The sequence below is a fragment of the Bacillus sp. FJAT-29937 genome (assembly GCF_001509555.1).
In the GTDB taxonomy this organism is placed as follows: domain Bacteria; phylum Bacillota; class Bacilli; order Bacillales; family Cytobacillaceae; genus Cytobacillus.
Map to the genome: position 1 here is coordinate 500,359 of NZ_LMAS01000001.1, position 12,569 is coordinate 512,927.

General features: G+C 38.2%; 12 protein-coding genes. All 12 read right to left on the reverse strand.

Annotated features, from left to right (window positions below; genetic code table 11):
- Positions 1-42 precede the first annotated feature (42 nt).
- Positions 43-945, reverse strand: a complete 903-nt coding sequence (gene xerC, locus AR328_RS02440; protein ID WP_066289076.1) for a tyrosine recombinase XerC — start codon at positions 943-945, stop codon at positions 43-45.
- A gap of 56 nt (positions 946-1,001) precedes the next feature.
- Positions 1,002-2,315 carry an FADH(2)-oxidizing methylenetetrahydrofolate--tRNA-(uracil(54)-C(5))-methyltransferase TrmFO gene (trmFO, locus tag AR328_RS02445; protein ID WP_066289080.1) on the reverse strand — a complete coding sequence of 438 codons (1,314 nt, stop codon included), beginning with the start codon at positions 2,313-2,315 and terminating at the stop codon, positions 1,002-1,004.
- Positions 2,316-2,488: 173 nt separating this feature from the next.
- A complete protein-coding gene (gene topA / locus AR328_RS02450; protein ID WP_066289087.1) occupies positions 2,489-4,564 on the reverse strand; it encodes a type I DNA topoisomerase in 2,076 nt (691 codons plus the stop codon).
- A gap of 301 nt (positions 4,565-4,865) precedes the next feature.
- Complete coding sequence (dprA, locus tag AR328_RS02455) at positions 4,866-5,732, reverse strand: DNA-processing protein DprA (protein ID WP_066289089.1); 867 nt, start codon at positions 5,730-5,732, stop codon at positions 4,866-4,868.
- A 92-nt stretch (positions 5,733-5,824) separates the two neighbouring features.
- On the reverse strand, positions 5,825-6,727 hold the full coding sequence (sucD, locus tag AR328_RS02460; protein ID WP_066289092.1) for a succinate--CoA ligase subunit alpha: 903 nt from the start codon (positions 6,725-6,727) through the stop codon (positions 5,825-5,827).
- 69 nt (positions 6,728-6,796) lie between these two features.
- Positions 6,797-7,957 (reverse strand): ADP-forming succinate--CoA ligase subunit beta, encoded by a 1,161-nt coding sequence (gene sucC / locus AR328_RS02465; RefSeq protein ID WP_066289094.1) that lies wholly within the window; start codon positions 7,955-7,957, stop codon positions 6,797-6,799.
- Between the two features lie 105 nt (positions 7,958-8,062).
- On the reverse strand, positions 8,063-8,347 hold the full coding sequence (locus AR328_RS02470; protein WP_066289100.1) for an EscU/YscU/HrcU family type III secretion system export apparatus switch protein: 285 nt from the start codon (positions 8,345-8,347) through the stop codon (positions 8,063-8,065).
- A complete protein-coding gene (locus AR328_RS02475; protein ID WP_066289103.1) occupies positions 8,344-9,657 on the reverse strand; it encodes a hypothetical protein in 1,314 nt (437 codons plus the stop codon). Before AR328_RS02475 ends, AR328_RS02470 begins: the two co-directional genes overlap by 4 nt.
- A 21-nt stretch (positions 9,658-9,678) precedes the next feature.
- Entirely contained in the window at positions 9,679-10,449 is a 771-nt protein-coding gene (locus tag AR328_RS02480; RefSeq protein ID WP_066289105.1) for a ribonuclease HII, read from the reverse strand.
- A 103-nt stretch (positions 10,450-10,552) separates the two neighbouring features.
- Positions 10,553-11,431 carry a ribosome biogenesis GTPase YlqF gene (gene ylqF, locus AR328_RS02485; protein ID WP_066289108.1) on the reverse strand — a complete coding sequence of 293 codons (879 nt, stop codon included), beginning with the start codon at positions 11,429-11,431 and terminating at the stop codon, positions 10,553-10,555.
- Between the two features lie 38 nt (positions 11,432-11,469).
- A complete protein-coding gene (lepB, locus tag AR328_RS02490; RefSeq protein ID WP_066289111.1) occupies positions 11,470-12,021 on the reverse strand; it encodes a signal peptidase I in 552 nt (183 codons plus the stop codon).
- A gap of 197 nt (positions 12,022-12,218) precedes the next feature.
- Positions 12,219-12,563 (reverse strand): 50S ribosomal protein L19, encoded by a 345-nt coding sequence (gene rplS, locus AR328_RS02495; protein WP_066289113.1) that lies wholly within the window; start codon positions 12,561-12,563, stop codon positions 12,219-12,221.
- Positions 12,564-12,569: the final 6 nt, after the last annotated feature.

Sequence of the window (12,569 nt, forward strand, 5' to 3'; positions counted from 1 at the left end):
TAAACTACTTTTTACAAATTCAAGTTTTCGTAAATCTGTAAATTATGCTCTTGGATGATGTGCTAAATAAGAATTTCTTAAATATTCCGAAGTAACATGCGTATATACTTGTGTCGATGATAGAAAGGCATGGCCTAACAATTCTTGGACGGTTCTCATATCGGCTCCATTAGCTAATAAATGTGTGGCAAATGAATGTCGAAGCATATGCGGATGAATTTTGCCATTTAAAGACGATCGTTCAATTAATTTACTGAGAATATGCCTGATCCCTCGAGGTGTTAATGGTCTTCCTCTGCTATTCAGAAATACATAATCATTCGGGGCTTCCTTTGTCAGCAAGCTTCTGCGACCGTTATTTATGTAATATTCTAAGGCATCCTGTGCAAAGCTTCCAAAAGGGATATACCTTTGCTTATTGCCCTTTCCATGAACTAGAACAGTTGATAAGTACATATCAATATCATTTAATTGAATATTGCTGCATTCGCCTACGCGCATACCTGTAGCGTATAGAAGCTCTAATAAAGCTTTATTTCTTTGCCCTAATATCGTTTCCGTTTCACATGCATTAAATAACTCATTCAATTCTTCCTCATAAAAAAATTCCGGAAGCTTTTTTTCAAGCCTTGGAATGGAAGCTAGTGCAAAAGGGTTTTCAGTGACTATTTTCTCTCTGACAAGGAATTTAAAAAAACTTCGCAAACAAGAAATTTTTCTAGCTACCGTTTTTCTTGCAAATCTTCTTTCATAAAGCTTTGTAAGATAAATACGGACATCAGAATACTCTACATCCTGCAAATTGTCTATTGCTTGTTCATTGATGAACAAAAAAAATTCGTTAATATCCTGTTGATAATACTCAATAGTATATTGTGAATAGTTTTTTTCAATTTGTAAATATTCAATAAACATCTTTAACGAATTGTTCACATTTTGGTCCATTCATTTTCACCTCACAAGGGCTTCTAAATAGTATCATATTTTAGAAGCCCTTGCAATTAAATTCCCTTACTTTTCACAAAGTTCTGAATTGTTTCCAACGCACGGTTTGCATGCTGCTCATTACGTTCTTTTTTTCCTCTAATTTTGACAGGAAGTTCAGGCAGCAGCCCAAAGTTGGCATTCATTGGCTGAAAGCTTTTCTCATTAGCGGATGTGATATATCTTGCCATACTTCCGATGACGGTTTCATGTGGAAATTCTACAAGATCTTCACCATCCAATAATCTCGCTGCGTTTATCCCTGCTGCCAATCCGCTCGCTGCAGATTCAACATAGCCTTCCACACCCGTCATTTGCCCTGCAAAAAATAAATCTTCCCTGTTAATAAATTGATACGTAGGCTTCAATACTTTTGGGGAATTGATAAACGTATTACGATGCATAACTCCATAGCGGACAATTTCGGCGTTTTCTAATCCCGGAATTAATTGAATAACCTCTTTTTGCGGACCCCATTTTAAGTGTGTTTGAAATCCGACAATATTATATAATGTTCCTGCTGCATCATCCTGACGAAGCTGAACGACTGCATATGGTCTTTTCCCCGTTTTTGGATCCTCTAAACCAACAGGCTTCATCGGGCCAAAAAGCATTGTTTTCTTCCCTCTGTTAGCCATAACCTCAACTGGCATACAGCCTTCAAAAAAGATTTCCTTTTCGAATTCTTTTAATGGAACGGTTTCAGCGCTTATTAAGGCTTCATAAAATGTATTAAATTCCTCTTCTGTCATCGGGCAGTTTAAATAGGCGGCTTCTCCTTTATCATAGCGTGATTTAAGGTAAACCTTATCCATATTAATCGATTCTTTTTCAATAATTGGTGCTGCCGCATCATAGAAATATAAGTATTCCTCACCTGACAACTCCTTAAGCTTCAAAGATAATGCTTCGCTTGTTAATGGTCCTGTCGAGATGATCGTAGTACCTTCAGGAATATCAGTAACTTCTTCTTGAATGACTGTCACATTTGGATGATTCTTCACTTTATCTGTTACTCGGGCTGCAAATTCATGGCGATCAACAGCTAAGGCCCCTCCAGCGGGTACAGCACTTGCATCAGCTGATTCAATAATAATTGAATTTAACTTTCTCATCTCTTCTTTGAGAACTCCTACCGCATTCGTCAGCGTATTTGCGCGCAGCGAATTGCTGCAAACAAGTTCCGCGAATTTATCTGTGTGATGAGCAGGTGTTTGCCTCACAGGTCTCATCTCATAAAGCCTTACTTGAATCCCTCTATTAGCAAGCTGCCATGCTGCTTCACTTCCAGCTAACCCAGCACCTATTACATTTACTGTTTTTTCCTTCATTTTCTAACCTCCACGTTTCAAAAACATAGCTATCTTACTTTACACCTAATCAATATCATTTTGCAATTAAACAATACGAGGATTTATGATTTTTTCTATTATCATTCCCTTAATATCCTAAAATGAGGAAGATTTCAGTTTCCATAAGAAAAGAGTGAGCCAATAGCCCACCCTTAACCTTGCTTCTCTTCCTTGTAATCACATTCAATGCATTGAACTTGAACACCCTTTTTCAGCTTCTTCTCAATTAGCAGATTCTCGCATTTTGGACAGCTTCGTGGTAAAGGCTTATCCCAAGAAATAAAGTCACATTCAGGGAAACGGTCACAGCCATAAAAAATTCGCCGTTTTTTGCTTTTTCTTTCTATAATATTTCCCTCTTTACACTTCGGACATGTAACACCAATCTCTTTAACAATTGGTTTTGTATTTCTGCAATCAGGGAAATTGCTGCAAGCCATAAATTTACCATATCGACCCATTTTAAAGACCATTGGGTTCCCACATTGTTCACAGTCTTCTCCTGCAGGCTCATCTTTAATTTCAATCTCTTGCATTTCTTTTTCTGCTATTTCTAGATGTTTTTCAAAATCAACGTAAAAATTATTGATAATTTCTATCCAATTTACTTTACCTTCTTCAACATAATCCAAATCTTTTTCCATCTTGGCGGTAAATTCAACATCTAGAATATCCGGGAAAAATTCATAAATTAACTCATGAACAATTTCCCCCAGCTCAGTTGGGATGAATCGCTTATTATCTAAAGCAACATATCCACGCTTTTGAATAGTATCGAGAGTCGGCGCAAATGTGGAAGGGCGTCCAATCCCTAGCTCTTCAAGAGTTTTCACTAATCGGGCTTCGGTATATCTTGGAGGAGGCTGCGTGAAATGCTGTTTAGGGTCAATATCCTTTTTATTGACCTCATCACCCTCATTTAGGTCTGGAAGCATTTTATCTTTTTCTTCAGCCTGATCATCAGTACCTTCAACATACACTTTCATAAATCCAGGGAATTTCACCTTAGATCCCGTTGCCCTAAAAATAACATCGCCATTCATTAAGTCTACACTCATCGTATCCATAACGGCTGGGGCCATTTGACTTGCTACAAATCGTTCCCAAATCAACCTATACAATCGCAGCTGATCTCTTGAGAGAAACTCTTTTAAACTAGCTGGCTCTTTCGCTACACTTGTCGGTCTGATTGCCTCATGGGCGTCTTGAGTATTCGATTTCTTTTTATCTTTCTTTTTATCAACCTGCAAAAAATTCTTGCCATAAGCCTCTTCGATAAATTGGGAAGCTTCCCCTTGAGCCACTTCTGAAATTCGAGTAGAATCCGTTCTCATATACGTAATTAAACCGACTGTTCCCTCTTTGCCAAGGTCGATTCCTTCATAAAGCTGCTGGGCTATCATCATTGTTTTTTTCGCCCGGAAATTTAATTTCCTAGCTGCTTCCTGCTGAAGTGACGAAGTAGTAAATGGAGCAGCAGGATTCCTTTTACGTTCTTTTTTTGTAACTGATGTTACTTTAAATTTATTCCCTTTCATCTTGCTTAATACAAGTTCAACATCTTCTTTTGATTTTAGTTCAAGCCTCTTGGTCCCTATTCCATAGAAAGATGCTTCAAAGCTGTCTTTGCCTTTTAGGAAATCACCTTCAATGGACCAATACTCCTCAGGTTCAAAAGCTTTAATTTCTTTTTCCCTGTCAATAATTAAACGAACTGCTACAGATTGAACTCTTCCGGCACTTAAGCCCTTTTTTACTTTTTTCCATAATAAAGGGCTAATATTATATCCGACGAGTCTATCAAGCAGCCGCCGCGCTTGCTGGGAATCAACGAGATCCATATTAATAGGTCTAGGATGTTTAAACGATTCTTTGATCGCATCCTTCGTTATTTCATTAAAGACAACTCGGCAATCAGAGGAAATATCCATATTAAGGCTATGTGCCAAGTGCCAGGCAATAGCCTCACCCTCACGGTCGGGGTCAGCTGCGAGATAAATTTTCTTTGCCTTTTTTGCAGCTGTCTTTAATTCCTTCAATACAGGGCCTTTTCCGCGGATTGTAATATATTTTGGCTCGTACTGATTTTCTATGTCAACACCCATCTGACTTTTCGGAAGATCTCTAACATGTCCCATGGATGCTTTTACTTTATATTTTTTTCCAAGATAACGCTCAATCGTTTTCGCCTTTGCCGGCGATTCAACGATTACTAAAAACTCAGACATCAATAGTCCTCCTTAAGAGGGGATTTTAAAAGAAATATCAACTATTATTGTACAACTGTTTCATCTTTGTCAAACATTATTGTCAAATTTAAAACGGTTTCATAATTTTATTAAAAATTTATTATGGAATTTTTCATTCTAAATTTCGAACGTCTGTTGCACAATGTATAACAGTTCCGAAGTTATTTCAAGCCTTTTTGAATAAAATCAGGAAAAATGATTCAATAATTCTATTCTAATAAACGTTAATATTCTTTTTTTAGAATTATACAACAATTTCAAACAAAAAATACATAATTGTTTAATAAACCAATTCTTCTATTATATCTTCTGAAGATTTGACAAGCTTTGCCCCTTGCTGAATCAGCTCGTTCGTGCCAGCTGAATATGGACTAAAGATATTTCCTGGAAGGGCAAAGACCTCCCTTCCCTCTTGAACAGCATAGTTAGCCGTAATTAATGAGCCGCTCTTACTCTTTGCTTGTACAACAAATGTCCCTTTGCAAATTCCGCTAATGATTCTATTCCTCATAGGAAAATGCCATTTCATCGGTTTTGTAATTGGCGGATACTCTGAAAGGATTAAATGGTTTTTCATCATTTTAATAGAAAGGTCCCTATTCTCCTGCGGATAAATGTTGTACAATCCCCCCGCTATGACACCGATTGTTTTTCCCTTTAAATGAATGGCGGTTTCGTGGGCTATTTTATCAATTCCCGCTGCCAATCCACTTACAATCACAATTTCTTTTTCTATTAATTTAGGAAAGAAATTGTGAATAGCATCTTTCCCATAGTCATTATACTGCCTTGAGCCAACAACGGCTAAATGCATATGGTTTTTAAGAAATGATAGATCACCTTTCCCATAGAGGACCCATGGAGGCTGATAAATTTCCTTTAATAATTCCGGGTATTCATCATCAAAAATTGTAATCATGCGAATGCCATTTAACCTGTACTGGCTAATTTGTTGAGGGATAAAATCGGAATGAAGATCTTGAAGGATGGCAGAAGCAGCGGTGGTGTTCTGGAGAAAAAGATCATGAGGAGAAAGATTGTAAAGCCGTTTAAGCTCTGGATCAGCTTTTAATATATTTAATATTGTTTTCCAGCCTATCCCCCTGCAATGGTGTAAATGAATTAATCTTAATTTAAAATCGTCCATTGGAAGCCTCCTAATCATTACTTGCTCATGCAGAATAGCCCCCCTATAAAAGGGGGGTCTGCAAGAATTTCTAGCTTATTTTCACCAGCGAATTAATGTGTTTTACACTTCTCATAAAGCCCTTTTTCTTTAAGAACTTTAATTAATGTTTCACCCATTACAGATGGAGTCTCAGCAACTTCAATTCCACATTCATTCATGACGCGGATCTTTTCATCAGCTGTTCCTTTTCCGCCAGAAATGATAGCGCCGGCATGTCCCATACGCTTCCCTGGAGGTGCCGTACGTCCGCCGATAAAGCCGACAACAGGTTTCGTCATATTCGCTTTAACCCACTCTGCAGCTTCCTCTTCAGCTGTTCCGCCGATTTCACCGATCATGATTACTGCATACGTTTCTGGATCTTCGTTAAAAGCTTTCAGAACATCGATGAAGTTTGTTCCATTAACAGGGTCTCCGCCAATCCCAACCGCAGTTGTTTGACCAATACCTGCTTGAGTTAACTGATGTACTGCTTCATATGTTAATGTTCCTGAACGTGAAACAACGCCTACATGGCCTTTTGTATGGATATAGCCTGGCATAATTCCAATCTTGCACTCGTCAGCTGTAATAACTCCAGGACAGTTAGGACCAACTAGACGGGTTTTCTTGCCTTCCATATAGCGTTTTACCTTTACCATATCAAGTACAGGAATATGCTCTGTTATACAAATAGCAAGGTCAAGCTCAGCGTCAACAGCTTCTAGAATTGCATCTGCAGCAAATGGAGCAGGAACATAAATAACTGAAGCCGTTGCACCAGTAGCTTTAACAGCTTCTTGAACTGTATTAAAAACTGGCACGCCTTCTACTTCAGATCCGCCTTTACCAGGTGATGTTCCTCCGACAATTTTAGTACCGTATTCTAACATTTGTTTTGTATGGAATAGTGCTGTAGAACCTGTAATTCCTTGCACTATAACTTTTGTATCTTTGTTAATAAATACACTCACAATTATTCCCCTTTCTGATTTTCAGGTATACCGCCGATCAAGCTAAAAGCTTTCAGATGGTATAGGTTATTACCCAACTAATGAAACGATTTTTTGTGCGCCGTCAGCCATAGAATCAGCTGCAACAATATCAATGTCGGACTCAGCAAGAATTTTCTTGCCTAAATCCACATTCGTACCTTCTAAACGAACAACTAAAGGCACTTTTAGACCTACTTGTTTTGCAGCCTCTACTACACCTGTTGCGATTACATCACATTTCATTATTCCGCCAAAGATATTAACAAAAATACCTTTAACATTGTTATCAGAAAGGATGATTTTAAATGCTTCTGTTACCTTTTCTGCTGTAGCACCGCCGCCAACATCAAGGAAGTTAGCAGGATCACCGCCATAATGCTTAATGATATCCATCGTAGCCATCGCTAATCCAGCACCGTTAACCATGCAGCCGATATTTCCATCTAATGAAATATAGCTTAGATCGTATTTAGATGCTTCGATTTCCTTTGGGTCCTCTTCATCAAGATCACGATATTCTAAAATATCTTTTTGACGGTAAATCGCGTTGCTGTCAAAGTTTAATTTCGCGTCTAATGCCATAACCTTACCATCACCAGTTACAACTAACGGGTTAATTTCAGCAATAGAACAATCCTTTTCAATATAAGCAGCATATAATCCCAGCATGAATTTAACTGCTTGGTTTACAAGCTCTTTCGGAATATTGATGTTAAAGGCAATACGGCGAGCTTGGAAAGCTGTTAAACCAATCACCGGATCAACTTCTTCTTTAAAGATTTTTTCAGGTGTTTTTTCAGCAACTTCCTCGATTTCAGTTCCGCCCTCTTCAGATGCCATTAATACAACGCGTGAAGTAGCACGGTCTAATACTAAACCAATATAGTATTCTTTTTTTATGTCACAGCCTTCTTCAATAAGCAGGCGTTTAACTTCTTTACCCTCTGGACCTGTTTGATGAGTAACAAGTGTTTTTCCTAGAATTTCATTTGCATATGTACGAACTTCATCTAAATTTTTTGCGACTTTTACACCGCCAGCTTTACCGCGTCCCCCTGCATGAATTTGTGCTTTTACTACACAAACTTCTGTGCCTAATTTCTTTGCGGCTTCCACTGCTTCCTCAACTGTAAAAGCAACGATTCCATTCGGAACTGATACCCCATATTGTCTGAGGACCTCTTTCCCTTGGTACTCATGTATATTCATTTCCATCCTCCTATTTGGTCAATCGTAAAATAGACTGCGATACCATTTTATATAATGACACAATCCTTGTCCACCTTTAATAACGAAATATTTACATTATAAAGGTTAAATTTTTCCCGCCTCTTTATCCGCTTTATAGATAAATGCAAAAACTTCAGCAACTGCCTCATATAATTCCTCAGGTATTTGTTCGTTAATATTAAGCTTTCCTAATAGTTCTAATAAAGATGGATCTTCTTGGACAGGTATATCATGCTCATTCGCTTTCGCAAGTATACTTTCTGCAATCAGCCCTTTTCCCTTCGCAGAAACATACGGGGCATCCACACCATTCTTACCGTAGGTCAGTGCTACAGCTTCTTTACGATGCATATTATTTTGTTTTCTCATATCCGAAAATCAACCCCGTTATATTGATTTGGCAGGTTTAAACTGGATAAGGTTTTTTTCTTTTCAATGTAGTTACTCTTCTTATCTATTGGTTTTTCAAAATGAATAGTGGAAAGGTAATATTTAAAGTCTTGCAATCTTTCTTTTAAATACGGAATATACTTATAGGCCAGGTTTTTCAAATCTTCTCGATGATTTACTATGGAAATTGATATGACCCTATTTTGAACATGTAAATCGACAATGGTTTCCTTTAAATGTTCCAGATTTAAATAAAATAAAACTCGGCAAAAATTAGGATCTATCTGGCCATTTTTGTCTTTTCTTCCGCTCCATTGCATCGTCAAATCTGTCCTTTTATCCAAAAATGTCAATGGTATTTGAAAGATTAATTGCTGAATAGGGCCTGTTTCTTGTGAGAGCAGCTGATACCCTGTTATTTTGTTTAATAGCTTCTCGGCTGCATGTTGAACAGGGCCAGCTGCTTCCTCGCTTAATAGATGCATTAAAACCGGTTTGAGAGTCTCCAATTTATTAACATTGAATGGCTCATTGTCTCTTATTATCTTTACCATTTCATTTTCATATGAAAATCCAACTGTTTTAATAGCGGACTTTAATTCATCCTTTATGAATTGGGGTTGTGGCGCCTCATTGTTTTGAAAAGATGAAGCAGTGGGTTTACTTTCAGAAAAACGAAGCTGATCGATTATTGAATTCAAACGTCTGGATGCATCTGATAATTCCCCATTTTTCAAATGAGTTTGAAGCTTATCTAACAAAGAGGAAATAGGTTCATCCTCTTGGATGACATATAAGGAATTCAACACATTTTTTGTAAAAGGCAGCTGTTTGGACAAAACAGCCTCAATAATCTTTAAGCCATCCACTAAAGTTTTGTCTTTTAGCCAGTCAGCTGCTGTATGCATCGTTTCTTTCGTTAGTGGGAGTTGTTTATTTTGGAAGAGTTCCAGTAAGGCGGTATTTTCTTTTGAAATTGGAAGAGCCAGTTCTTTTAATACATTTCCATTACTAGAAACATGTCCATTGCCGCCATTTCCCTCCAGCACTCTTAGATGCACTTTCCCTTCACCGGGCTGTACTTGAAACCAATGTCGCTCATGAACCGATAATGGCACTTCAAGCTGGGCAATTACTTTATTAGCTCCAACTAAAACCTCAGCAATCTGATTCGGAAATAACTTTACGACCTTACCGCTGACGATTTGCCCCGGCCTTAAAGTTAATGCAAGATTGTCACTCAATTGATTCTGATTTAAAAGGGATTGAACAAAATTTAGAGGCTGCAATTTTTCACCTTCTTATATCTCTTATCCTTTATAATTCTTTACTGGCGCAAAGCTTTTTCGGTGATGGGGAGTGATGCCAAACATTTGAATGGCTGATAGATGTTCTTTTGTCCCATAACCCATATTTGTAGAAAAACCGTAAGCAGGATATTCTCTTCCTAAATCAACCATTAGTCTGTCACGAGTCACCTTGGCAATAATAGAGGCGGCTGCGATTGAGATACTTTTGCCGTCGCCTTTAATAATCGCTTCCTCGGGATACGGTGTATGTAGTTTTACAGCATCAATTAGCAAAAAATCAGGCTTTAATCTCAAACCAGCAATAGCCGTCCGCATCGCTTTTTTTGAAGCCTCATATATATTAATCCTGTCAATCTCTTCAGAGTCAATAATTCCAACATAATAATCCAGCGCCGTTTGGATAATTTCCTCATAATATTCAACTCGTTTTTTTTCTGATAGCTTCTTAGAATCATCAAGTCCAGGCAAATAGAAGTCAGGCGGCAAAATAACGGCTGCCGCAATAACAGGACCGGCCAAAGGACCTCTTCCTACCTCGTCAATCCCAGCGATATGAACATACCCTTTAGAACGGTATTTATTTTCGTAATATGTCATTTGAGCATGCTTTTCATAGGCTTTAGCTTCTAGATCTTTTTTGTTATGCCATTTTTTTAACAGCTGCTGTACGCCTTTTCGTTCATCCTTTTCGAGCATTTTCACTAATGGACTTTGAAGGTCATTTTCTTTTGCAAGCAGCTTCTCAATTTCCCGTATGTTTAGTTTCTCCATGTAGATTCCCCTTTATTTCCACAACCTATGTATCGGCCTTTTTCTAAAAATATTAAAGCCCTCTCTGCTAAAGGAAGGGCTGTTACAATTATTTATGAAATTTTTATTCATGTTCTTCCGTTTTTTCTTCTAATAAGTCTTCAGGCTTCTCTAAGGAAATAGGTCCCCATTTTTCAGTCCGGAACTCTCTAATAACGAGTTCAGTTACTTTATCATAGTCAATTTCTCCGCCAGCCATTAAGCAGCCCCGGAGTTCTCCTATTTCATTAAATAACTCTACAATATCTTCAGGAATCTCATTTAGCTTATAACGTTCCTTCAGCCGATCAGGGTATTTCTGCTCGAGAAATCTTAAAGCATAAATGGCGATATCCTGCAAGTTTAAGATTGTATCCTTAATGGCTCCTGTAAGAGCAAGCTTTAAACCGACTTGCTGATCTTCGAATTTTGGCCATAGAATTCCGGGTGTATCTAAGAGCTCCAATTCCTTCCCAACCTTAATCCACTGTTGGGCCTTCGTAACTCCTGGTGTATTTCCAGTCTTTGCAATATTCTTTTTCGCCAGCCGATTAATTAACGTTGATTTTCCAGCATTAGGGATTCCTACAATCATAGCGCGAATAGCACGAGGTTTTACCCCTTTTGCCCTCATGCGGTCAAATTTTTCTTTCAGAATATCTTGAGAGGCGGCTACGATTTCCTTCATGCCTTGTCCCGCCTGCGAATTAATGGCAAGTGCTCTCGTTCCTTCGTCCTGAAAATGCTTGATCCATTGTTTGGTCACTTCTTTATCGGCCATGTCAGCCTTGTTTAAAAGGACAATTCTCGGCTTATGCTGAATAATCTCATCAATCATTGGATTACGAGAAGAGTATGGGATTCTGGCATCGACCAATTCAAATATTATATCCACTAGCTTTAGTTTCTCTGTAACTTGTCTGCGGGCTTTTGCCATATGTCCCGGAAACCATTGAATCGTCATAGCTTATACCTCTTTCAAAATTGAATTGCATCCATGTATTATTTTACAATTCGAATGTCTTCGATTGGCCAATAAATAATACCTGTATTCCCTAGTACCTTCTCCATTGGCACTGTCCCAATATGGCGGCTGTCCTTGCTGTATCTTCGATTATCCCCCATAACAAACAGATGGCCTTCTGGCACCGTATCCTGGCCAATCTTTTCTTGAAGCGTAAACGGCTCAGTCAGTGGTCCGTCAATGATTTGCTGCTTATACTCATCTAAATAAGGTTCATTAAACGCTTCTCCGTTCACATAAAGCACGTCATCCTTGTATTCAATGCGGTCTCCCGGCAGCCCAATCACTCTCTTTATGTAGTCTTTATTTTCCGGTGCATGAAAAACAATAATATCAAAACGATCTGGCTTTCCTATCTTATAGCTGAATTTATTTACAATCATCCGATCTTGATCATGCAATGTTGGCATCATAGATAATCCATCTACCACTATAGGAGCGAATAAAAAGTATCGAATAATGGCTGCTAATAAAACTGCAATGACTAACGCTTTAGTCCATTCCCATAATTCATTTTTCTTCTTTGTCATTATTTCCCCACCAATCTTAGTAAAAATCAAAAGACGATCCTATGAACTGTGGGCACTTTTGCACCCGTTTTTATTGTACAAAAATCCTTGTCAACATTCACATATAGGACCTTATGTCATTATTATTTAACAATTATGTAATATTATTAGCTAAGAAAAAGGAGCTTGTAATTACAAGCTCCTTCCTTTTTCTTAGATTATCGGATTTCTTTAATACGAGCTTTTTTACCACGTAGGTTACGTAGGTAGTAAAGTTTCGCACGGCGTACTTTACCGCGGCGAAGAACTTCAAGCTTCGCAATCTTTGGTGTGTGAACAGGGAATGTACGCTCTACGCCTACACCGTAAGAGATCTTACGAACTGTGAAAGTTTCGCTAATTCCACCACCACGACGCTTAATCACGACTCCTTCGTAAACCTGAATACGCTCACGAGTTCCCTCAACAATACTTACGTGTACACGTACAGTATCACCAGGACGGAACGCAGGAACATCCGTACGAAGTTGTTCTTTTGTGATTTCTTCGATTAATTTATGCATCGTTTT

What these genes read in the sequence shown, in the direction of transcription:
- xerC (WP_066289076.1), bottom strand. Translation starts at nt 945, where the DNA reads ATGGACCAAAATGTGAACAATTCGTTAAAGATGTTTATTGAATATTTA.
- trmFO (WP_066289080.1), bottom strand. Translation starts at nt 2,315, where the DNA reads ATGAAGGAAAAAACAGTAAATGTAATAGGTGCTGGGTTAGCTGGAAGT.
- topA (WP_066289087.1), bottom strand. Translation starts at nt 4,564, where the DNA reads ATGTCTGAGTTTTTAGTAATCGTTGAATCGCCGGCAAAGGCGAAAACG.
- dprA (WP_066289089.1), bottom strand. Translation starts at nt 5,732, where the DNA reads ATGGACGATTTTAAATTAAGATTAATTCATTTACACCATTGCAGGGGG.
- sucC (WP_066289094.1), bottom strand. Translation starts at nt 7,957, where the DNA reads ATGAATATACATGAGTACCAAGGGAAAGAGGTCCTCAGACAATATGGG.
- AR328_RS02470 (WP_066289100.1), bottom strand. Translation starts at nt 8,347, where the DNA reads ATGAGAAAACAAAATAATATGCATCGTAAAGAAGCTGTAGCACTGACC.
- AR328_RS02480 (WP_066289105.1), bottom strand. Translation starts at nt 10,449, where the DNA reads ATGGAGAAACTAAACATACGGGAAATTGAGAAGCTGCTTGCAAAAGAA.
- ylqF (WP_066289108.1), bottom strand. Translation starts at nt 11,431, where the DNA reads ATGACGATTCAATGGTTTCCGGGACATATGGCAAAAGCCCGCAGACAA.
- lepB (WP_066289111.1), bottom strand. Translation starts at nt 12,021, where the DNA reads ATGACAAAGAAGAAAAATGAATTATGGGAATGGACTAAAGCGTTAGTC.
- rplS (WP_066289113.1), bottom strand. Translation starts at nt 12,563, where the DNA reads ATGCATAAATTAATCGAAGAAATCACAAAAGAACAACTTCGTACGGAT.